Genomic DNA, 21640 nt, shown 5'->3' with positions numbered 1-21640 from the left:
TTGAACAATTGTTTTTGATCAATTGTTTTTGTTTGGCACCATTGGTTTTGTCTTGCGCAATTGATTTACCGATCCCATAGCTCAATAACACGCGATTGGATCTCTTCCGGATAAGCCCCTTCAAATGAACTATGCCGCAGGCGTCCGCGATCCGGTGCAGGTTGCAGGCAATCATGTACGACGCGATCTCCCGTATGCTCCTGACACTCCTCATCGGTATAACAGGCCAGTAATGGCAGAATCGGACCTCGATCAATCACGCGACGTTTGGTGGGATGTGTCCGTGTCGGTAATGCCCAGAGGTAATCGGCCGGATTGGTCGGATCAATATCATCATCCAGTACATAGATAACCGGACAGTTTGACCCGTACTTCGTCTGCCAGATCTTTTGTCCAATTTGATAGGCGAATGCTTCACTGTCAACACCGGGCAGCTTGTCACGCCAGTCACTGGGGACAGTGACAAATAGCCAATGGTTGGCTGTTTCCAGCGGTGACCAGACGGTCGTTACCGGTAAATCGGCTTCACGTAACATTGAAAGTGCTTCTGCACTCATCGCGACCCCGACAGCGGTATGGAATTCGTCAATCGGGCGGCCTTCCGGGATGAATGGCCAGATTGCATCATCACGATACGTAATACACTCAACATGATATACCGGCTGCATACTGGTTTCGGTCACCATATAACCCGGATACTCGCCAAACGGGCCTTCTTCACATTCTCGTTCAATCGAAAGATGTCCTTCAATGACGATTTCAGCACTTGCCGGTACTTCAAGATCGATGGTTTCACACCGCACAACATCAATTGCCTCGCCAAAGTGTCCCCCAAGGTAGTCACTTTCATTTTCGTAATCATCGAGTGGCATCGATGAAACGATAGGTAACGCTGGCTCACACCCCTGTACCAATGCGTAAGGCATTGGCTTACCAATTTTACGCCATTCTTCCCATACACAGGCAATGTGTTGTGGCAGCATGATCAGCCCAGTCATGCGATGCGCATCTAACTTCTGAATTCGGGCGATTGACCAGTTGGTCCATTTACCATCAGGTGTACGCGCCACAATCGTGCCCCATGTGTTGCAGTAAGGGCCACCATCACCTTCATGAAGATAAGGGATCGGGAATCGGTCAAGACTCGCATCAGCACCGTGCAGAATATTTTGTTTACAGGGAGCGGTTGCGACGATATTCGGTGGAATACCTTCTGCTTTGGTTGAGGTCGCCAGACATTCGACAATCTCTTGCCACGAAGCATCTTCAGGCAATCCGACAGAGAGAGCGACGCGCGCCGCCGGCTTACCTGCAACTGAGCTGATTGCTGCCGGTGCACCCATCGCTCTCATGCCTTTATCCGTACCAAGAATATTGCTGAAGAGTGGCGCGGGAGCGTGAAGATCGTAACTACGTCGTGTAATCGCAGCCATTTCAAGATGGGGGTCAACAACTCTGTCTACGTGGCGGATGTCTTCGAGTTGTTCCAGTTTTTCAATATATTGACGAAGGTCTTTCATGCGTTGCATAACGTCATTACCTCATAGAGTCACAGTGAATGGTGTTTATTTCTCTCTGAAGAGTGTACTACTATGTTCGTATACGAACAATTTATTTATGTATTTGTATGCATATTGCTATTGCAATTGCTGTCGTGAATGGGACAGCAGATGTGACACTATGATTTGAATTCGGGAGTGGATGCTACGCAGTCGATGGACTCGGTAAAGTTACAACAAAGATTGGATCATCTGAGGGATTTGGCTTGGGGAATGAATCCGGACTTGTTTATGTCTGCCCAGCTCGCCTCTTTCAATCTCAATGCCACTTTTCGCGACTTTAAATTGTTTGGACAAAAACTTAATCAGATGGGCATTGGCTTTGCCATCGACCGGTGGGGCAGTAATGGCGATTTTGAGTTCATCACCATGTAATCCCACAATATTGTCCCGGCTGGCTTTGGGCTGGATATATAGCCTTAGGATGATATCCAGCCCTTCCTGACAGATGGCGGTCATTATAGCTGATGCCATAACGGACCGATAAAGTCACCGACCATGATGTTAATAAATTGCAACAGAATAAAGACGACCAGTACGCTCAAATCAATGCCCCCTAAATCCGGCAAGATTTTTCTGATCGGCATTAGGAAAGGTTCAGTGACTTGGATAAAGACATATTCTATCGGGCTTCTGCCTTGACTGACCCAACTCAGAATGGCACGGATCAACAAGACCCAGAACAACAATCCGCCCGCTGCTTTTATCAGTGCAAGCAGCCCCAGAAATAAAAAGTAGGTATTGAATCCTGCCGCACCACCGGAAGCAAGCATCACCAGTATGGTAAATTTCAGGACACACAGCACATAGGCAAATAATACCGTTGCCATATCAAGGTTGCCTATTGACGGAATGATACGGCGCAGCGGACCAACCACCGGCTGCGTTGCTTTCACCACAAACTGGGAAAACGGATTATAAAAATCTGCACGAGCGGCCTGAAGCCAGATCCGCATCAGTACGACCATGATATACAGGTTAAACAGGGTAGAGATTAGAAAACTCATTGAATTCATAAGTTGCCCTTAGTTCGTGGATACGCCGCCTCGGTCTATCCATTATGATGATTAAAATTGTTTTTCCATCGCTTCGGCACGTTTTACCGCAGCTTGCATTGCTTGTGCAACTGTTTCAGCCAGAGCATGTTCATTGAAGGTTCGGATTGCTTCAGCGGTCGTCCCGCCTTTTGACGTGACCTGCTCTCTGAGTGCTGTGAAGTCGCTGTTCGGATTTGCTTTGACCATTGCCGCCGCGCCAACCGCACTTTGTTGAACCAGCAGACGAGCTGTCTCGGCATCAAATCCTTGGGCTATCGCTTCTTGCTGCATCGCTTCCATGAATAGGAAGAAATAAGCGGGTGCGCTACCGGCTGCGGCAATAATTCCATTCATCTGAGATTCATCATTGACCCAACAAACTTCTCCGACGGATTGAAACAGTTCGGTTGTAAACGCTTGATCCGTCTCTGTTACTGGTGCAGTAGCAAATAACCCGCTCATACCCTGATTGATTAAGGATGGCGTATTGGGCATGACCCGAATCAGGTTGAGATTCGGCGTGTTGAGCATATCACTCAAACGCTGACAAGTGATGCCGGCAGCGATAGATATCACTAGCTTTTGCGACAAATCAATATCTTGAAAATGACGGCAAACATCCGCCATTAATTGGGGTTTCACAGCAAGAACAACCACGTCTGCCTGCCGGACGACTTGATGGTTATCATGTGATGTTCGGATACCATAATCGTTTGTCAGTGGTAGCAAATGCCGATCTGTCGGTGCTGTTGCCGTGATTTGTGTCGCGGGATATCCGCTACCGACTAAGCCTGCAATGATCGCTTTTGCCATATTTCCGGCACCGATGAAGGCGATCTGTCTTTGTTCCATAGATAGTTTTCCTTAGTTTTTGGCGTCAGGTGTTTGAATAATCACGGGCACCGAAAATGGCGGTTCCGATTCTGACGATGGTACTACCCGCTGCAATCGCAGCTTCCATATCTCCACTCATTCCCATGGAAAGCGTATCCACTTCGGGATAGATATCTTGTAGTTTTTCTTTCAGTGTGGCCAATTTTTTAAATGCTGTCAGTTGGGCATCGTAGTCCGGCACGTTTTCCGGAATCGACATTAATCCTCTTAAAGTGAGGTTTGGCAGCGCAGAAATCAATGCAGCCAACTGAAAAATCTCTTGCTCTCCGGCTCCGGATTTGGAGTCTTCACCACTGGTATTGACCTGAATCAGTACCTGAAGCGGTGGCATGTCAGCCGGTCTTTGATCGTTGAGACGTTGGGCGATTTTCTCGCGATCAATGGTATGAACCCATGCAAAGTGCTCAGCAACCTGACGTGTTTTATTGGACTGTATCGGGCCGATAAAGTGCCATTCTAAAGGTTTATCCTGTGCGTGTCGGGCGAAATACTGTACTTTTTCGATCCCTTCTTGCACATAGTTTTCACCGAAAGCAAGCTGGCCGGCTTGAATCGCCTCATCAATCGCTTCGACCGGTTTGGTTTTGCTGACTGCCAGCAAAAGAACAGAATTTCGAGTACGTCCACATTTTTCCTGAACCCGCTCGATGTCTGACATGATATGTTGAATGTTTTGTGCAATCGTACTCATAATTATTTATCTAAACAGGTAGTTGTAGAAAGTTCATTGTAACCGTTCATTGTAAGCAGAACACCATCAGCAGATAAAGACTCAATTGATGTATTTTCCCGATAAAAATCGGTTCGTTCCAATGAAAACAATGATCCCTGTAAAACAGTCACCCTGAAAAAATAAAGTAACCGAATCAACTTATGGATATATCAAGCTTATTGGCTCTCAGTGTAAAACAGAATGCCTCTGATCTACATCTTTCTGCAAATCACCCGCCGATGTTACGGATCGATGGTGGATTGAGAAAGTTGGCATGTGAAACGTTATCCAGCCAGAGGGTTCTGTCTCTGACTGAATCAATGATGACTGTCGCACAGCGAGAACAATTCCGTCTCGCCCAAGAAGCAGACTGGTGTTATCAGAGTGAGTTTGGTCGATTTCGGGTGAACCGCTTTGTGCAAAGCCGTGGCTATGCTGCGGTGATGCGCTATATTCCGAATGATATTCCGACGCTCCAATCACTCGACGTGCCGGATGTTCTTGCCGATATTTGTCGCTATCGTCAGGGTTTGGTATTGGTTACTGGGGCGACCGGTTCCGGCAAATCAACGACTTTAGCTGCGATGGTTGATGCAATGAACCGTTGTGATGAGAAGCATATTGTGACGATTGAAGATCCGGTTGAGTTTGTCCATCACTCTCAGCTGTCTTTGGTCCATCACCGGGAAATCGGGCGCGACAGTGCGTCTTTTGCCGAGGCGCTGCGCGCTGCATTACGGGCCGATCCGGATGTGTTGCTGATCGGTGAGTTACGCGATTCTGAAACCATTCGCCTGGCTTTGACCGCCGCAGAAACCGGACATTTGGTGTTGGCAACACTGCATACCCGTAATGCTGCCCAATCCATTGATCGGATGATTGACGTGTTTCCTGCGGATGAGCAGAGCCGGGTTCGTACGGTGCTGGCCGAATCGCTACAGGCAGTGATTGCCCAGCGCTTATTGCCCAAAGTCGGGGGCGGTCGGGTCGGCTGTTATGAAGTGTTGATAGCGACCTCGGCGGTGCGGAATTTGATTCGGGAAAATCGACTGCCTCAGATTGAATCGGTTATGCAGGCAGGGGCCGAGCGTGGGATGAGAACCATGATGCAAGATCGGCAGCGGTTATTGACTCTCGGGAAAGTTTTGCCGGAATCCTAGGGGCTGTTGACCTTTCGTGATGGTTTTTGCAGCAATTTGTCGTGCATTTAGTCAAGGCAGGTCATGTGAAGTGTAGCGATCTACATGAACGATGACCTGAAGTCGCTAGAGAAATGAGAGATAGAGAACCAGTGAGGGGCTCACCCCCACTGGGTTTCAAACCAGCTTTCCAGAATGATCACCGCTGATTGACAGTCTATATTGCCTTTTTTCAGCGCTCGGAAACCGCCGTGCTCAAACAGTGTGCTGCGGGCTTCGGTCGTAGATAAACGTTCATCATGCAGTTCAACCGGTAAACCGAAACGACCATGTAGGCGATTGGCAAATTTTTTGGCACGAGGTGTGATGGTCTCCAAATCTTTGCCTTGTAAATCAGTCGGTAAGCCGACAATGAGCAGGTCCGGTTTCCATTCCTGAATCTGCTTCTCAATATCTTCCCATCTGGGAATCCCGTCTTTTGCCGGAAACGCCTTCAGAGGGGATGCGGTGCCGGTAATTTCCTGCCCGATCGCGCTGCCGATACTTTTCGTACCATAATCAAAGGCCATGATTGTTCTGGACATATTTTACTTTCACTCTGTTGATACGCGTCAGTCACGATAGGATTAAGCGTGTCCGGCCATTGTTGATAGCTGTGCTGGGGTGATACCCAGTGTTTTGACCGCCCGATTCCACTTCTCGTGAATCGGTGTGTTAAAAATGACTTCGGGATCGGCTTCAATCGTCAGCCAGGAATTGTCAGCTAATTCACTCTCCAGTTGGCCTGCTTCCCAACCGGAATAACCAAGAGCAACCAGATAATGACTGGGCTCGGCATCAGTACCGAGCACAGCCAGAATATCTTTTGAGGTTGTAACACTCAGCTCATCCGTCATTTGCAGGCTGGATTCATAGTGATCTTTGGGACGGTGCAAAATAAAACCCCGATCAGAAGAAACCGGCCCACCGTTAAAGACAGGGCTATTCAAACTATCGGTGTTTTCCTGCGGATAAAGTGGGTCAATCTCGACCTGTTTCAGCATAGTTTCTACTGTGATATCGATAGGGGCATTGATCATCAGCCCCATGGCACCTTCTTCATTGTGTTCACAAATGTAAATCACACTATTTTTGAAGTAAGGGTCCTGCATTCCCGGCATTGCCACAAGAAAATGATTGGTTAAATTCATCGGATGAGCCCTCGTTATTCAGAGAGAAATTCTGACACCATTTATGCTTTTACGCGACGTTCGATAGCGTCCATGAGTTTTCCTGTAATTGAAATATTGTATTTCGCTTCAATTTCCCGAACACAAGTTGGGCTGGTGACATTGATTTCGGTGAGTTTATCACCAATCACATCGAGACCGACAAAAATTAGCCCTTTTTCCTTCAGTGCCGGTGCGATTTTTTCAGCGATTTGACGATCCGTTTCTGTCAGTGGCCGGGCTTCTCCTGTTCCTCCAGCTGCCAGATTGCCTCGCGTTTCACCCTTGGGTGGAATTCTGGCCAGACAATATGGCATTGGCTCTCCGTCTACGACAAGGATGCGTTTATCACCATTACTGATATCCGGCACGAACGTTTGTGCCATACAGTAATTCTGACCTTGGTTGGTTAGTGTTTCAATAATGACGGAAAGGTTTGGATCGCCGGATTTCACTCGGAAGATCGACGCGCCACCCATCCCATCTAACGGCTTGAGAATAATATCGCCGTGCTGCTGCTGAAATGCGCGGATTTTCTCCGCTTTGCGGGTCACAATGGTGGTCGGTGTCAATTCCGGGAACCAAGCCGTAAACAGCTTCTCATTGCAATCACGCAGACTCTGCGGTTTATTGACAATCAGGGTGCCTTGTTCTTCTGCTCTTTCCAGAATATAAGTGGCGTAGATATATTCTGTATCGAATGGTGGATCTTTACGCATCAGTACTGCATCCAGCTCAGACAGCGCAATGCTTTGGCTTGACTGAATATCAAACCAGTGGTTCGGATCTTCCTGAAGACGCACAATTTGAGTGTCGGCATAAGCGACGCCTTGATCTAAATGCAGTCCATCCATTTTGATGTAGTGCACTTCATAGCCACGACGCTGTGCTTCAAGCATCATCGCAAAGGTGGTATCTTTTTTGATGTTGATCCCTTCAATCGGATCCATCACAACGCCTAGTTTAATCATTCTTTATTCTCCAAGTCTTGAGTTGGCATTTAGCCAAGGTCACCAAAACGCACCTGTAGTGCAGTGATCGCCGTTAAGGCTGCCGTTTCTGTTCTGAGCACGCGGGGACCGAGTAATATTTCTTCAAATTGATAATTTTTCGTCATCTGAATTTCTTCAGCGGACAGTCCCCCTTCCGGACCGATGAGCAGACGAATACCTTTGTCTGGTGCCGGTAGGGTGTTGATTGAATACGATGCGCGAGGATGAAGGTTCAGTTTGAGTGAGTCTGTCTCTTCACTGCACCAATCTGCCAGTGACATGATCGGTCTGATCTCAGGCATTGTATTGCGTCCGCATTGTTCACAGGCCGCAATCACAATCTTTTGCCATTGCTGCAATTTTTTCTCAAAGCGTTTTTGGTCCAGTTTGACACCACACCGTTCTGACAGCAGAGGGGTGATGGTATTGACGCCGAGTTCCACGGATTTTTGAATGGTAAATTCCATTTTGTCTCCGCGAGAAATGACTTGGCCCAGATGAAGGTGCAGCGGGGATTCATTGTCGCGAACAACAGCGTCTCCAACTTGCGCGGTGACTGCTTTTTTACTGATTTCGGCCAACTCGGCCGGATATTCTGAGCCATTACCATCAAATAATATGATTTCCTGCCCTGTTTGCATTCTCAGCACACGACCGACATGACCGGCCGCATCTTCACTTAATGTCACCAGACGAGCAGGGGAGATTTTCTCCGGATGGTAAATACGGGGCACTCTCATAAACTTTCCTAAATCAACGTTTCCTGAACCGGACTTTTCCTTAATCGATTTCTTCTCAATCGATTCTCTCTAAACCGACTTTCTGTAAACCGATTTTCTGTAAACCGATCTGTGAACAGGATGGTTCTCAACAAGCTTCCCATCAATCAAGGCTTGTCGCTTTTATTGGATATAAGATGGGCGCTGCAAACTGAAATTACAAGAGGGGTAATTGAAAACAAAAGGGAAAACTTCGTTGGTCATTCATATTCGGTGCCATTATATCTCAGGGGCTGCTGGCATTGTGTACAACGATAGATGACTTGCTGACGTTGTACTTTCCGGTGACGACGAATCGACAACGAAAATTGCTGACATTGGCAATGGTACGGGAAAGTTTCTCCGGCCACGGAACGTGTATCAAACTGATGGGTTGTCTGCGGTGGCAAACTGAAAACCTGCGTCATTACTGATTGCCATTCTGAACCGTGTGGTCTTACCCGGCCATACAGGTGGTGGACCAGCAGGTGAGCTATCTCGTGAGGAATTACTTGTTGCAAAAATTCGCTTTGATTTTCAACAAGCAGCACCGGGTTCAGACGGATTTCCCAGCAATGACAATAAGCTTTTCCGGCCGCTTTACCACGCAGTTGATAGCTAAGGCCTGGTTGCGGGAAAGGGTGTTGAAAGTAGTGCGATGCTTGCTCAATACAAGACAAGATCCGAGCGGTAACTTGGCTATGGAGTTCAACTGATATTGGTGAGGCTGACACGTTGTTCTACCTTATCTGTTTGGCTCTTCTGTTCGGTTAAAAGCAATTGCAGGGCCTGATGCAACACCGATTATTTATCATGTCGGTTTCTGTATATAGAAACAAGCCCTCCGAGTGGAGGGCTATAAATTCAAGATAATACGGTTAATGAACCGGACTGACTTACTTCAGGCCAGCAAAGTCTCTTAGTAATGCTGCTTTGTCGATTGCTTCCCATGGGAACTCATCCCGACCGAAGTGACCATAAGCTGCGGTTTTCTTGTAAATCGGCTGGAGCAGATTCAGCATTTCCTGAAGTCCGTACGGACGGAGGTCGAAGTGCTGGCGAACAGCTTCAATGATGATGTCGTGCGCCACTTTTTCTGTACCGAATGTTTCAATCATGATTGAGGTCGGATCCGCAACACCAATCGCGTAAGATAATTGAATCTCACAACGATCAGCCAGACCGGCTGCAACGATGTTTTTGGCAACATAACGCGCAGCGTAGGCTGCTGAACGGTCAACTTTAGATGGGTCTTTTCCTGAGAAGGCACCGCCACCGTGACGTGCTGCACCACCGTATGTATCAACGATGATTTTCCGGCCAGTCAGACCACAGTCACCCATTGGGCCACCGATAACAAAACGACCGGTCGGGTTGATAAAGTATTTGGTTTCTTTGTTTAACCATTCAGCTGGCAGCGTTGGTTTGATGATTTCTTCCATCACCGCTTCTCTCAATGACTCAGTTGAAATGGAGTCACTGTGTTGCGTGGATAATACCACGGCATCGATTCCGGCAATTTTGCCGTCGTTATATTGGAAAGTTACCTGAGATTTCGCATCCGGACGTAACCATGGCAGTGTGCCGTTTTTACGCACTTCTGACTGGCGTTGAACCAAGCGGTGAGCGTAAGTGATCGGGGCTGGCATCAGAACATCAGTTTCGTTGGTTGCATAACCGAACATGATACCTTGGTCACCAGCACCTTGTTCTTTCGGATCGGCGCGATCAACACCCTGATTAATATCAGGAGACTGTTTGCCGATGGTATTTAAAACTGCGCAAGAGTCCGCATCGAATCCCATATCTGAGTGGGTATAGCCAATTTCACGAACCGTGGTTCGGGTTAATTCTTCAATATCGACCCAAGCTGATGTCGTGATTTCGCCACCAACCATAACCATGCCTGTTTTGACATAGGTTTCACAGGCAACACGCGCTTTTGGGTCTTGTTCTAAAATCGCATCAAGTACGGCATCGGAAATTTGATCGGCAATTTTATCAGGATGTCCTTCTGATACGGATTCAGAAGTAAACAGATGCTTTGTCATGAGAACTCCACTCAGATGATGAGCAAGTCATACTGAACACTTACTCGAAATTATTTGAAAACAAGCGCTGAACGCAAGAGATGTTTTTACATCTAGACGTCTATTCTATTCTGCGTCGATGGAATTACAAGCTTTTTTTCATGATTAATAAACATCACGATGCTTATTGGAAATGACAATGTTTTTACTTTCGGGGAAATAACCGATAAATCTGCGACAGATCGCGCACTTATCGGCACAGTAAATCGATTGCGCCAAGTAAAGGGCTTTGCGACAATATGGTGCTTTTTTTAATATGGTATTTTGCAAATACGGTGTTATTTCGTCGTAATCTACATTCATTTTTTGCTTTATGACTTTCAGGAGCTGACATGTCTTCCCAAAAACGTCTCGCGAATGCAATCCGCGCTTTAAGTATGGATGGTGTTCAACAAGCCAATTCAGGTCACCCCGGCGCCCCAATGGGGATGGCGGATATCGCTGAAGTGCTGTGGCGCTCTCACCTGAACCACAATCCACAAAATCCGAATTGGGCTGACCGCGACCGTTTCGTGCTCTCTAACGGCCACGGCTCGATGCTGATTTATTCACTGTTACATTTGACGGGGTATGACCTGTCGATTGACGACCTGAAGAACTTCCGTCAGTTGCATTCAAAAACACCGGGCCACCCGGAATACGGCTATGCACCGGGCATTGAAACCACAACCGGGCCTCTCGGACAAGGCATCACCAACGCGGTTGGTATGGCAATTGCGGAGAAAGCGCTTGCCGCGCAGTTTAACCGTGACCAGCACAATATCGTTGACCATCACACTTATGCTTTCCTCGGTGATGGCTGTTTGATGGAAGGGATTTCTCATGAAGCGTGCTCTTTGGCCGGAACTTTGGGTCTGGGTAAGCTGATTGCGTTTTGGGACGACAACGGCATTTCGATTGACGGTGAGGTGGACGGTTGGTTCACAGATGACACCGCAAAACGTTTTGAAGCATACGGCTGGCATGTCATTCCGGCGGTAGACGGACATGACTCAGCTGCAATTGAAGCGGCGATTACCGCAGCCAAAGCAGAAACGTCACGTCCGACATTGATTTGTACCAAAACCGTGATTGGTTTTGGCTCACCCAACAAATCCGGCTCTCATGATTGTCACGGTGCGCCACTGGGTGCGGATGAAATCAAAGCAACACGTGAGCAACTGGGTTGGGAATATGGCCCGTTTGAGATTCCGGCTGATATTTATGCACAGTGGGATGCGAAAGAATCCGGTGCAGCAAAAGAAGCGGCATGGGATGAGAAGTTCGCAGCGTATCAGGCGGCTTACCCTGAGCTGGCGGCTGAATTCAAGCGTCGGGTCAACGGTGAACTGCCGGCAGACTGGGAAACACAAACCAACCAAATCATTGCACAATTGCAAGCCAATCCGGCCACAATCGCTTCCCGGAAAGCCTCTCAAAATGCTTTGGAAGCCTTCGGTAAGTTACTGCCTGAATTCATGGGCGGCTCGGCTGACCTCGCGCCTTCTAACCTGACCATGTGGTCTGGCTCGAAGTCTCTGACGCCAAATGATGCGTCCGGCAACTATATTCATTATGGTGTCCGTGAATTTGGGATGACGGCTATCATCAACGGGATTGCACTGCACGGTGGTTTCATTCCTTACGGTGCCACCTTCCTGATGTTTATGGAATATGCGCGCAATGCAATGCGGATGGCTGCGTTGATGAAAGTGCAGAACATTCAGGTTTACACCCATGATTCCATTGGTTTGGGTGAAGACGGTCCGACCCACCAGCCGGTTGAACAAATTGCGTCACTGCGTCTGACACCGAACATGAGCACATGGCGTCCTTGTGACCAGGTTGAATCCGCGGTGGCTTGGAAACTGGCGATTGAACGCAAAGATGCCCCGACTGCCCTGATTTTCTCTCGTCAGAATCTGGCGCAGCAGGCGCGTGATGCAGAACAGGTAGCAAACATCGCCAAAGGTGGCTACATCCTCAAAGATTGTCAGGGCACACCGGATTTAATTCTGATTGCGACTGGCTCTGAAGTTGATTTAGCCGTTCAGGCGGCAGCAGAACTGACTGCGAAAGGTAAGCAGGTTCGTGTGGTTTCTATGCCTTCAACGGATGCATTTGACCGTCAGGATGCCGCTTACCGTGAAGCCGTACTACCAGCCTCAGTGACTGCTCGCGTTGCGATTGAAGCGGGTATTGCGGATTACTGGTACAAGTATGTCGGCCTCAATGGTCGCATTGTCGGCATGAACAGCTTTGGTGAGTCAGCACCGGCTGGCGAACTGTTCAAATTGTTCGGCTTTACTGTGGATAATGTCGTGGAAGTGGCACTGTCTTTAGGGTAAAGATCAGCAAAGTTGCTGATTATTTATTGCATGCCGGACCTGATGTCCGGCATTTTTTCGTCGGATGATTGGTCTGTCATGCTGGATGTGGCCAGTAAGTCTGTCTGTATTTGGCGTCATGCGGTGATAGAAGGCGATTACCAATGTTATTTTTTTGTACAATCCGCTACTATCGTCACTCTAATTTAAAATGAAGAAGAACAATAAGGTGAGAGAAGAATGCTAAGAATCGCCATCAATGGTTTTGGCCGAATTGGCCGGAATATCTTGCGGGCTGTCTATGAAAGTGGCAAAAATCAGCAAATTGAAGTTGTGGCCGTCAATGAATTGGCACAACCTGACGCGATGGCTCATCTTCTTCAGTATGATTCGAGTCATGGCCGCTTTTTTAAAAAGGTTCGTTACGATCAAGAGCATTTATATATTAGCCATGATGATGGTCGTTCTGATGCGATCCGGATTCTCCACTTATCTGAGCCGAAACTCCTGCCGTGGTGTAATCTGGACATTGATATTGTGCTCGATTGTACCGGTGTTTTTGGCAGTCGGGATGATGGTCTCGCTCATTTGGAAGCTGGTGCGCGGCAGGTTCTTTTTTCACACCCCGGCGGACATAATTTAGATAACACGATTATCTACGGGGTTAACCACGACTCGTTGAAAGCAGAGCATCGCATTGTTTCGAATGGCTCATGTACGACCAACTGTATTGTGCCGATTATTAAGGTGCTGGATGAAAACTTTGGTATTGATTCTGGCACGATTACCACGATTCATTCTTCGATGAACGACCAACCCGTGATTGATGCTTATCATCATGATCTGCGTCGAACCCGGGCGGCCAGTCAGTCGATTATTCCGGTAGACACCAAGTTACATAAAGGGATCGAGCGAATTTTTCCCAAGTTTTTGAATAAGTTTGAAGCGATTTCTGTGCGGGTGCCGACAGTCAACGTAACCGCGATGGACTTAAGTGTCACAATCAATACAAATGTTAAAGTTAATGACGTAAATCAAACCATAATTGATGCTTCTCAGTGTACATTACGGGGCATTGTTGACTATACTGAAGCGCCACTTGTTTCGACCGATTTCAATCATGATGCGCATAGCGCCATTGTTGATGGTTCACAAACAAGAGTTAGTAACGGACGTTTGGTAAAAATGCTCGTCTGGTGCGATAACGAATGGGGCTTTGCAAACCGTATGTTGGATACGGCTTTGGCAATGGATTCACTACAGTAGAATTTTACGAGAACGAAGATGTATTTATTTTTTAGAGCGAAATAAATAAGATGGTCTTCTGCGGGTGAATACAGTATCAAGATAAACGATGGTTCGGCAGGGTTGCGGAACTGTCAAAATATTTTCCAATATTGCAATTTGAGGGGACAACCATGTCTGTAATCAAGATGACTGACCTGGATTTAGCAGGTAAACGCGTATTTATTCGTGCCGATCTGAATGTGCCGGTAAAGGATGGCAAAGTAACATCAGATGCACGGATTCTGGCATCACTGCCAACGATTAAACACTGTATTGAAGCTGGCGCAAAAGTTATGGTGACATCTCACCTTGGCCGTCCGACTGAAGGTGAATACGCTGAAGAATTTTCACTCCAACCGGTTGTGAACTACTTACAAGACGCACTGGATTGTGAAGTGAAGCTCGCCAAAGATTACCTCAATGGCTTAACACTCAATGCCGGTGAATTAGTTGTACTTGAGAATGTTCGCTTTAACAAAGGCGAGAAGAAGAATGATGAAGCCCTGTCTAAGCAATATGCATCTTTGTGTGATGTATTTGTGATGGATGCATTCGGTACGGCTCACCGCGCTCAGGCATCGACTCACGGTGTGGGTATGCACGCACCGATTGCGTGTGCTGGTCCTTTACTGGCAAACGAACTGGATGCTTTGGCTAAAGCGATGGACAATCCTGCTCGTCCGATGGTTGCAATTGTTGGTGGTTCAAAAGTTTCCACAAAACTGACAGTGCTTGAATCTTTGTCAAAAGTGGCTGACCAATTGGTCGTTGGTGGTGGTATTGCGAATACTTTCATTGCCGCAGCTGGCAATAATGTTGGTAAGTCACTTTATGAAGCAGACCTGGTTGATACTGCGAAAAAATTAATGGACGAGTGCGCTATCCCGGTTGCAACTGATGTCGCTTGTGCAAAAGCATTTGACGAAAATGCCGAAGCAGAAATCAAAGATGTTTCTGAAGTACAAGATGATGACATGATTTTCGACTTAGGCCCTGACTCAACAGCGGCACTGGCAAAAATTCTAAAAGAAGCAAAAACAATCCTTTGGAATGGTCCTGTCGGCGTATTCGAATTTAAGAACTTCGAAGCAGGTACAAAAGGTATCTCTCAAGCGATCGCAGATTCGGAAGGATTCTCTGTTGCTGGTGGGGGTGATACGCTTGCTGCCATTGATAAATTCGGAATTAAAGGCGATGTATCATATATCTCGACTGGTGGTGGTGCATTCCTTGAGTTTGTTGAAGGCAAGGTTCTGCCTGCAGTTGAAATGCTGGAAGCACGCGCAAAAGCATAATGATATGAAGCGGGAGAGAACAGACTCCCGCTTTCTGTTTGCCTCTGGCAGCGATTGTGCAAGAGCGATGGTTATTTGCTAGAATAGTTGCCATTATAGGTAAACACATATACAGCATATATTTGTAAAATTTTTATTGAATTGTTTTATTTTAAACGACAGAAAATAGGATCAAATCCATGTCTAAGGTCTTCGATTTTGTAAAACCAGGAGTCATTTCTGGCGATGATGTTCAAAAAGTCTTTCAAGTTGCGAAAGAAAATAAATTCGCATTACCAGCAGTAAACTGTGTTGGTACTGATTCTGTGAACGCGGTACTTGAAGCGGCTGCAAAAGTTAAGTCTCCGGTTATCGTTCAGTTCTCTAACGGTGGTGCAGGTTTCTTTGCCGGTAAAGGTCTGAAACTTGAAGGTCAGCAAACACAGGTTCTGGGTGCGATTGCTGGTGCAAAATATGTCCATACAGTTGCTGAAGCTTATGGCGTTCCTGTCATTCTGCATACTGACCATGCTGCGAAGAAACTCCTGCCATGGATCGATGGTTTGCTGGATGCCGGTGAAAAATTCTTTGCTGAAACAGGTAAACCACTGTTCTCTTCTCACATGATTGATTTGTCAGAAGAAACGCTGGAAGAAAACATCGAGATTTGTACTAAGTACTTAGCGCGCATGGCAAAAATGAACATGACGCTTGAAATCGAATTGGGTTGTACTGGCGGTGAAGAAGATGGTGTTGATAACTCAGATATGGATACTTCTGAGCTGTACACGTCTCCTGAAGATGTTGCCTATGCATACGAAAAACTGAACGCAGTTAGCCACCGTTTCACGATTGCTGCTTCTTTCGGTAACGTTCACGGTGTTTACAAACCAGGCAACGTTGTTCTGACGCCAACAATTCTACGTGATTCTCAAAAATACGTTTCTGAAAAATTCAGTCTGCCTGAAAACTCGCTGAACTTTGTTTTCCATGGCGGTTCAGGTTCTAGCGAAGCAGAAATCCAAGAATCAATCGGCTACGGTGTTATCAAAATGAACATCGATACTGATACACAGTGGGCGACATGGGACGGTATCCGTCAGTATGAAGCTGACAACCACGATTATCTGCAAGGCCAAATCGGTAACCCAAGTGGTGAAGATGCACCGAATAAGAAATACTATGATCCACGTGTTTGGTTGCGCGCTGGTCAAGCTTCTATGGTGGCTCGTCTTGAAAAAGCATTTTCAGATTTGAATGCGATTGACGTATTATAATTTGAGTTTATATCAAATTATTGTTAGAAAACCCGTTCTGATGAGCGGGTTTTTTTATAGCTGATATAATCAGGTGATGTTGGTATAACGCATGTGTTATAAATCGTTTGGCGATAAAAAGAGGGAATACAATGGCTGGAGAATCGCTCGTGAATGAAGTAATACCTTTGTCTGATAGTCTATCTCAGATCAATGAATGGTTAGAAAATAACTCGGATATCTTACTGCAGTACGGTGTAAATATTATCGCGGCGATTCTGATTTTGTTCTTCGGGAACATTTTCGTCAAAGTCATTGCCGGTAGTGTTACAAAGGTTTTGCGTAAAAAAGATATGGATCCGGCAGTTGTCGAATTTATTCATGGTTTGGTGCGCTATTTATTATTTGTGATCGTTCTGATTGCTGCGCTAGGACGAATAGGGGTACAAACTGCATCGGTGGTTGCCGTCATTGGTGCTGCGGGTTTAGCTGTCGGTTTGGCGTTACAAGGCTCGCTCTCGAACTTTGCCGCTGGTATTTTAATTGTTGCATTCCGCCCGTTTAAATCCGGTGACTATGTCGAAGTGGCTGGTGTCGCCGGCTCAGTTGAAAGCATTCAAATCTTTCAAACGATATTGAAAACACCGGATAATAAAATGGTTGTTGTTCCGAATTCCTCTGTTATCGGTGGGGCGATTACCAACTATTCACGTCATGCGACGCGGAGAATTGATCTGATGATCGGTGTTTCTTATTCTGCTGATTTACAGAAAACCAAACTCATCCTTCGTGAAACGGTTGAACGAGATGAACGTATTTTGAAAGACCCGGATATCACTATCGGTGTTCATACTTTAGCAGACTCATCGGTCAATTTTGTCGTTCGCCCTTGGGTAAAAACGGCTGACTATTGGCCCGTTTATTTTGATTTAATGCTGAATATTAAGGAAGCTCTTGATGCGAATGGTATTGAAATTCCATTCCCACAAATGAGCGTTCATCTGAACAAAGCTGATCAAGTTGATTAATATTTTCTTGAGTGAAGCGGTGTTATAAACACCGCTTTTTTTATGACTAAACTATGGTACTCATGTATTCAGCATTATTCTTTCTTCTGACAGTGGCTCGGCTGATAACGATTGCGTGTATTGATCTATTTAAAGTAAAAGAGACGCCATATATTTAATCATCGGAACGGTTTGTTGCTATTTTAGCCTGTCGTTAGCGTTTTGTTATTTTTGTCACAATCCGATCTAATTACAATCAAACTATCCTATGATTGAATACCGAAGTGATTTGAAAATAAGGATTCAACGTATGAATTCTGCGGTTTGGTAATAATCCATAATGTGTTGATGTGGGAGTAAAGATTATGCGGTTGATGATTCTGAGTTTAATGATGTTCTGTCTACACAGTTATGCAGCGGAAGTGAACTTCCCACATATCTCTGTAACCGGATTTGGTGAAGTAACAGTGGTGCCGGACAGCGCGGTCTTTTCTGTTCAGGTTGAGCAATCGACACTCAATGCTGAACAGGCGAAAGAGAGTGTCGATTCGGTTGTGCGTCAATTCTCAGAACAATTACAGGGACTGGGAGCCAAAGCCGAGCAAATTTCCAGTTCTAACTTATCGCTTGCTCCCCAGTATCATTATCCTGATGAAGGAAAGCCGGAACTGGTCGGCTATCGGGCAAGTCGCAGTATCACCGTATCCGTCGAACAGCTAGATAAGCTGAATGAGTATCTCGATGCTGCGTTGGAATCGGGTATTAACCGGATTGATCGGATTACGCTACAAGTGAAAGATCATCAAAAGTATCAGGCACAGGCGAGAGACAAAGCCATTCAGGATGCGTCAACCAAAGCTCTCTCGATCGCGAAAGGATTTAAACGTACACTCGGCCCCGTGTGGCAAGTTGATTACCACTCCCAGCAAGCGAAACCAATGATGATGCGTGCTGTATCTATGAACCAGAAAGAAAGTTTTCAGGATTATCAGGACAAGACGATAGTGATCAGTGACAGTGTTGATGTGTTATATCGATTGAATTAACTGGGGTGGTTACTTTACGTATTTAGACGATCGTACTTAGACGAAAGTTTAACGCTGGTTGAATATTGAGCAATTTGTCAGAATTGGTATACTACCAGACTTCTTGAATGATCGCCCCAGCGTTGACCGGAATAACAATTTTACCCATCTCAAGAGAAGTAAAAGAAAACTATAAGGAAATCAAATTACTGGGCAAATGAGGCTAAGTAGTATGTTGAATCATTTTCTGGTGAGATTAACGATTAGTTCTTTAGTGATCCTCGGTATAAAATTGAGTGCGTTGTACTTTTTACCGATGGTGTTGCTGTTGAATACACACAATAAAGAATTTTTCGGTTGGTAAGTTCGACGAAAGTCAAAGAAAACGGGGCGCATCTGCGCCCCGTTTGTTTATTGCTTTTTCAGTCGAATGTACAATTACAGTACATGAACCGATGCAGTGTTGGTTGTGCCTGAAGCAACAAGTGCACCAGAAACCATTACCACGATATCTCCTTTACGGCCCAGCTCTGTTTCTAGCGCTAATTTCTTACCAGAGATATAGAAGTCATCCGTACTTGCGATTGAATCAACAACAATCGGTGTCACACCTTTCGTCAAGACTAATTGCGCTGCGGTTTTCTGGTTAGTTGTCAAAGCGATGATGTGTGCTGTCGGGAAGTATTTTCTGACAGAACGAGCTGATTTACCGCCTTCAGTAGCAACCACAATCAGTGGGGCAGCCAGTTTTTCTGCTGTATCAACCGCACCTTTACATACAGCTTCTGTAATTCTCAGACGAGGACTGTCTAAACGAGAACCAAGCTCAGCCTTCTGTGCAAGGTCTGTCCGAGTTGCAATCTGCGCCATCATACGTACCGCTTCAACCGGATATTTACCTTTCGCTGTTTCACCGGAAAGCATGACCGCATCAGTGCCATCCATGATTGCGTTTGCAACGTCGCCTGCTTCTGCACGAGTTGGGCGTGGGTTTTTAATCATTGAATCCAGCATTTGCGTGGCAGTGATAACCACTTTTCTGGCTCGATTACATTTTTCGATCATCATTTTTTGCGCAAAAATGACTTCTTCTGCTGGGATTTCAACCCCCAGATCGCCACGGGCAACCATGATTCCGTCAGAAAGTTCGAGAATCTCATCGAAATTATCGACACCTTCTTGGTTCTCAATTTTAGAGATGATCTGAATATCTTGTCCGCCGTGTGCAGCAAGGAATTCACGGATTTCACGAACATCATCAGCCTTACGGATAAATGAAGCTGCAACGAAATCAACACCTTGCTCACAACCGAATTTCAGGTCAGATTTATCTTTGTCTGAAAGCGCAGGCAGTTTGACTGAAACACCCGGTAAATTAACCCCTTTGTTTTCACCTAAAGCGCCATTGTTGAGTACCTGACAGGTCACTTCAGTTTCTGTTTTTTCAAGCACTTTCATTTCGAGCAGGCCGTCGTCGACCAGAATGGTATCACCTACACTTAAATCTTGTGCGAAACCTGAGTAAGTCACAGCGGCTCGTTCTTGGTTACCGACGACGGTTGTATCTGTTGTAAACGTGAACGTTTGTCCTGCGACGAGATCGACATCTTGACCATTTTCTAGCTTCGTTGTACGGATTTCCGGTCCTTTGGTATCCAGTAGAATTGCCAATGTCTTGCCAAGGTTTTTCATCACCTGACGAAAGTTCACAATGCGAGTTCCATGCTCTTCGTAGTCACCGTGAGAGAAGTTGAGACGCATGACGTTCATGCCTGCGTTGACAAGTTCTGTTAGCTTCTCTACGGATTCAGTTTTAGGGCCAATCGTACAAACGATTTTGGTCTTCTTCATGGAAAATACTCTCCGATAATTGTATCAATTTGAAAGATAATGAGTGCCGTAAAGTGCAGTCAGTGGCCCTTGTCTTTTTCTCTTGAAGTGCCGGATTATTTCTCGCTGTCAAATACACTTTAAAGCTGAAACTCTTTCAACAAAACGGTTATTTTATAACTACACACAACCGCTTGTTTTGCGTAAAAACCGCGCAAGGCTCTGGTATTTTCGCCATCGCGAGGTGGTTTTTCAGTAAGTACACATTCAATTTTGTAATTTTCTTACTTTTGCCGAGCAGAATTCTAACACTGAATGAATGGAATATCACGGTCTAAGAGTTGTCTTAGGACAATGTTTTAGCATGAAAGATTAATTTTTATTATCGAAATAAATAGACAGAAATGTTTCGAATCGATTATTATATATTTCATATCGAAACTTTATTGTCTTTTAATCTATGCTGAAACGAAACACACAAGTCAGGCGTCATGAAATCGTGCAACTCGTCAACCAGACGGGGGAGGTGAGCGTTGAGCTACTTTCTGAGCGATTTCATACCTCTGAGGTCACGATTCGCAAGGATCTCTCATCTCTGGAAAAAAATGGGTTGCTACTGAGACGTTATGGCGGCGCGATTTCGTTGCCGAAAGAAGTGGTTGCTGATGAATTTGATAAAAATGTTTCGGTTCAAAAGATATCGCTTGCTCAGGAAGCCGCAAAACTGATTCGGGATCATCACCGTATCGTGATCGATAGCGGAGGTACAACCACAGCGTTAATCCAACAATTAAATGAAAAACGTGGCTTAGTTGTGATGACGAACACGCTTCAGGTTGCCAATGCGCTTCATGAACTGGAAAACGAACCGACATTATTAATGACCGGAGGCACTTGGGATCCGCACTCTGAATCCTTTCAGGGGCAGGTTGCCGAGTCCGTGTTGCGTTCTTACGATTTTGACCAGTTATTCATCGGATGTGACGGGATTGATTTGGCTCGGGGAACAACGACATTTAATGAACTGACGGGGCTGAGCCGGGTGATGGCGGAAGTTTCCCGGGAAGTTATTGTGATGGCTGAATCAGACAAAATTGGTCGTAAGATCCCAAATCTGGAACTGGGATGGGATCAGATCGATGTACTGGTCACCGACAGCAAGATTACCAATGAGCAAGTGGCAATGATCGAAGCTAACCAGGTGAGAGTGATACAAAGTCAAATGAATTAAGGGTTCGGACAGGAAAGTGCCTGAATCGAGGCTTT

At 46.0% G+C, this 21640-nt stretch carries 20 protein-coding genes; 8 read left to right on the top strand and 12 right to left on the bottom strand.

Annotation, left to right across the window (positions count from 1 at the left end):
- Positions 1 to 65 precede the first annotated feature (65 nt).
- The 5 genes from BSQ33_RS06205 to BSQ33_RS06185 form a co-directional block, all read right to left on the bottom strand.
- Positions 66 to 1529: a UbiD family decarboxylase gene (locus tag BSQ33_RS06205; protein WP_021019820.1), complete on the bottom strand. Its 1464-nt coding sequence runs from the start codon at positions 1527 to 1529 to the stop codon at positions 66 to 68.
- 201 nt (positions 1530 to 1730) lie between these two features.
- Positions 1731 to 2033 carry a DUF167 family protein YggU gene (gene yggU / locus BSQ33_RS06200; protein WP_027694121.1) on the bottom strand — a complete coding sequence of 101 codons (303 nt, stop codon included), beginning with the start codon at positions 2031 to 2033 and terminating at the stop codon, positions 1731 to 1733.
- Positions 2018 to 2575: a YggT family protein gene (locus BSQ33_RS06195; RefSeq protein WP_021019822.1), complete on the bottom strand. Its 558-nt coding sequence runs from the start codon at positions 2573 to 2575 to the stop codon at positions 2018 to 2020. Before BSQ33_RS06195 ends, yggU begins: the two co-directional genes overlap by 16 nt.
- A gap of 51 nt (positions 2576 to 2626) precedes the next feature.
- The gene (gene proC, locus BSQ33_RS06190; protein ID WP_021019823.1) at positions 2627 to 3448 is read right to left on the bottom strand and encodes a pyrroline-5-carboxylate reductase; all 822 of its coding nucleotides are present in this window, start codon (positions 3446 to 3448) and stop codon (positions 2627 to 2629) included.
- 25 nt (positions 3449 to 3473) lie between these two features.
- Positions 3474 to 4181 carry a YggS family pyridoxal phosphate-dependent enzyme gene (locus BSQ33_RS06185; RefSeq protein WP_021019824.1) on the bottom strand — a complete coding sequence of 236 codons (708 nt, stop codon included), beginning with the start codon at positions 4179 to 4181 and terminating at the stop codon, positions 3474 to 3476.
- 182 nt (positions 4182 to 4363) lie between these two features.
- On the opposite strand from BSQ33_RS06185, the gene BSQ33_RS06180 reads away from it, so the two are divergent.
- On the top strand, positions 4364 to 5362 hold the full coding sequence (locus BSQ33_RS06180; protein WP_088133661.1) for a type IV pilus twitching motility protein PilT: 999 nt from the start codon (positions 4364 to 4366) through the stop codon (positions 5360 to 5362).
- Between the two features lie 140 nt (positions 5363 to 5502).
- On the opposite strand, the gene ruvX is transcribed toward BSQ33_RS06180, so the two are convergent.
- From ruvX to metK, 6 genes are all read right to left on the bottom strand, one after another.
- Positions 5503 to 5925, bottom strand: coding sequence for a Holliday junction resolvase RuvX (gene ruvX / locus BSQ33_RS06175; protein ID WP_021019826.1), 423 nt, complete (start codon positions 5923 to 5925; stop codon positions 5503 to 5505).
- Between the two features lie 42 nt (positions 5926 to 5967).
- Positions 5968 to 6531, bottom strand: a complete 564-nt coding sequence (locus BSQ33_RS06170; protein ID WP_021019827.1) for a YqgE/AlgH family protein — start codon at positions 6529 to 6531, stop codon at positions 5968 to 5970.
- Positions 6532 to 6572: 41 nt separating this feature from the next.
- Entirely contained in the window at positions 6573 to 7520 is a 948-nt protein-coding gene (gene gshB / locus BSQ33_RS06165) for a glutathione synthase (protein WP_021019828.1), read from the bottom strand.
- Between the two features lie 29 nt (positions 7521 to 7549).
- A complete protein-coding gene (gene rsmE / locus BSQ33_RS06160; RefSeq protein WP_088133660.1) occupies positions 7550 to 8281 on the bottom strand; it encodes a 16S rRNA (uracil(1498)-N(3))-methyltransferase in 732 nt (243 codons plus the stop codon).
- Between the two features lie 239 nt (positions 8282 to 8520).
- A complete protein-coding gene (locus BSQ33_RS06155; RefSeq protein ID WP_088133659.1) occupies positions 8521 to 9033 on the bottom strand; it encodes a SprT family zinc-dependent metalloprotease in 513 nt (170 codons plus the stop codon).
- Positions 9034 to 9195: 162 nt separating this feature from the next.
- Positions 9196 to 10350, bottom strand: coding sequence for a methionine adenosyltransferase (metK, locus tag BSQ33_RS06150; protein WP_021019831.1), 1155 nt, complete (start codon positions 10348 to 10350; stop codon positions 9196 to 9198).
- Positions 10351 to 10721: 371 nt separating this feature from the next.
- On the opposite strand from metK, the gene tkt reads away from it, so the two are divergent.
- From tkt to BSQ33_RS06120, 6 genes are all read left to right on the top strand, one after another.
- Positions 10722 to 12716: a transketolase gene (gene tkt / locus BSQ33_RS06145; RefSeq protein ID WP_088133658.1), complete on the top strand. Its 1995-nt coding sequence runs from the start codon at positions 10722 to 10724 to the stop codon at positions 12714 to 12716.
- A gap of 219 nt (positions 12717 to 12935) precedes the next feature.
- On the top strand, positions 12936 to 13961 hold the full coding sequence (epd, locus tag BSQ33_RS06140; RefSeq protein WP_021019326.1) for an erythrose-4-phosphate dehydrogenase: 1026 nt from the start codon (positions 12936 to 12938) through the stop codon (positions 13959 to 13961).
- A gap of 152 nt (positions 13962 to 14113) precedes the next feature.
- On the top strand, positions 14114 to 15277 hold the full coding sequence (locus BSQ33_RS06135; RefSeq protein WP_021019327.1) for a phosphoglycerate kinase: 1164 nt from the start codon (positions 14114 to 14116) through the stop codon (positions 15275 to 15277).
- Positions 15278 to 15456: 179 nt separating this feature from the next.
- A complete protein-coding gene (fbaA, locus tag BSQ33_RS06130) occupies positions 15457 to 16533 on the top strand; it encodes a class II fructose-bisphosphate aldolase (protein ID WP_021019328.1) in 1077 nt (358 codons plus the stop codon).
- 131 nt (positions 16534 to 16664) lie between these two features.
- Positions 16665 to 17540, top strand: a complete 876-nt coding sequence (gene mscS / locus BSQ33_RS06125) for a small-conductance mechanosensitive channel MscS (protein ID WP_088133657.1) — start codon at positions 16665 to 16667, stop codon at positions 17538 to 17540.
- Positions 17541 to 17884: 344 nt separating this feature from the next.
- On the top strand, positions 17885 to 18565 hold the full coding sequence (locus tag BSQ33_RS06120; protein WP_027694040.1) for an oxidative stress defense protein: 681 nt from the start codon (positions 17885 to 17887) through the stop codon (positions 18563 to 18565).
- Positions 18566 to 18982: 417 nt separating this feature from the next.
- Here the strand turns inward: BSQ33_RS06120 and pykF are convergent, their stop codons facing one another.
- Positions 18983 to 20395 (bottom strand): pyruvate kinase PykF, encoded by a 1413-nt coding sequence (gene pykF, locus BSQ33_RS06110; protein WP_088133656.1) that lies wholly within the window; start codon positions 20393 to 20395, stop codon positions 18983 to 18985.
- Positions 20396 to 20834: 439 nt separating this feature from the next.
- On the opposite strand from pykF, the gene BSQ33_RS06105 reads away from it, so the two are divergent.
- Positions 20835 to 21605, top strand: a complete 771-nt coding sequence (locus tag BSQ33_RS06105; RefSeq protein ID WP_088133655.1) for a DeoR/GlpR family DNA-binding transcription regulator — start codon at positions 20835 to 20837, stop codon at positions 21603 to 21605.
- Positions 21606 to 21640: the final 35 nt, after the last annotated feature.

This window comes from Vibrio gazogenes (genome assembly GCF_002196515.1).
Lineage (GTDB): Bacteria > Pseudomonadota > Gammaproteobacteria > Enterobacterales > Vibrionaceae > Vibrio > Vibrio gazogenes_A.
Note: the sequence above shows the minus strand (reverse complement) of the source record. Positions and strands in the feature narration are given on the sequence as shown.

What these genes read in the sequence shown, in the direction of transcription:
- BSQ33_RS06205 (WP_021019820.1), bottom strand. Translation starts at nt 1,529, where the DNA reads ATGCAACGCATGAAAGACCTTCGTCAATATATTGAAAAACTGGAACAA.
- yggU (WP_027694121.1), bottom strand. Translation starts at nt 2,033, where the DNA reads ATGGCATCAGCTATAATGACCGCCATCTGTCAGGAAGGGCTGGATATC.
- BSQ33_RS06195 (WP_021019822.1), bottom strand. Translation starts at nt 2,575, where the DNA reads ATGAATTCAATGAGTTTTCTAATCTCTACCCTGTTTAACCTGTATATC.
- proC (WP_021019823.1), bottom strand. Translation starts at nt 3,448, where the DNA reads ATGGAACAAAGACAGATCGCCTTCATCGGTGCCGGAAATATGGCAAAA.
- BSQ33_RS06185 (WP_021019824.1), bottom strand. Translation starts at nt 4,181, where the DNA reads ATGAGTACGATTGCACAAAACATTCAACATATCATGTCAGACATCGAG.
- BSQ33_RS06180 (WP_088133661.1), top strand. Translation starts at nt 4,364, where the DNA reads ATGGATATATCAAGCTTATTGGCTCTCAGTGTAAAACAGAATGCCTCT.
- ruvX (WP_021019826.1), bottom strand. Translation starts at nt 5,925, where the DNA reads ATGTCCAGAACAATCATGGCCTTTGATTATGGTACGAAAAGTATCGGC.
- BSQ33_RS06170 (WP_021019827.1), bottom strand. Translation starts at nt 6,531, where the DNA reads ATGAATTTAACCAATCATTTTCTTGTGGCAATGCCGGGAATGCAGGAC.
- gshB (WP_021019828.1), bottom strand. Translation starts at nt 7,520, where the DNA reads ATGATTAAACTAGGCGTTGTGATGGATCCGATTGAAGGGATCAACATC.
- rsmE (WP_088133660.1), bottom strand. Translation starts at nt 8,281, where the DNA reads ATGAGAGTGCCCCGTATTTACCATCCGGAGAAAATCTCCCCTGCTCGT.
- metK (WP_021019831.1), bottom strand. Translation starts at nt 10,350, where the DNA reads ATGACAAAGCATCTGTTTACTTCTGAATCCGTATCAGAAGGACATCCT.
- tkt (WP_088133658.1), top strand. Translation starts at nt 10,722, where the DNA reads ATGTCTTCCCAAAAACGTCTCGCGAATGCAATCCGCGCTTTAAGTATG.
- epd (WP_021019326.1), top strand. Translation starts at nt 12,936, where the DNA reads ATGCTAAGAATCGCCATCAATGGTTTTGGCCGAATTGGCCGGAATATC.
- BSQ33_RS06135 (WP_021019327.1), top strand. Translation starts at nt 14,114, where the DNA reads ATGTCTGTAATCAAGATGACTGACCTGGATTTAGCAGGTAAACGCGTA.
- fbaA (WP_021019328.1), top strand. Translation starts at nt 15,457, where the DNA reads ATGTCTAAGGTCTTCGATTTTGTAAAACCAGGAGTCATTTCTGGCGAT.
- mscS (WP_088133657.1), top strand. Translation starts at nt 16,665, where the DNA reads ATGGCTGGAGAATCGCTCGTGAATGAAGTAATACCTTTGTCTGATAGT.
- BSQ33_RS06120 (WP_027694040.1), top strand. Translation starts at nt 17,885, where the DNA reads ATGCGGTTGATGATTCTGAGTTTAATGATGTTCTGTCTACACAGTTAT.
- pykF (WP_088133656.1), bottom strand. Translation starts at nt 20,395, where the DNA reads ATGAAGAAGACCAAAATCGTTTGTACGATTGGCCCTAAAACTGAATCC.
- BSQ33_RS06105 (WP_088133655.1), top strand. Translation starts at nt 20,835, where the DNA reads ATGCTGAAACGAAACACACAAGTCAGGCGTCATGAAATCGTGCAACTC.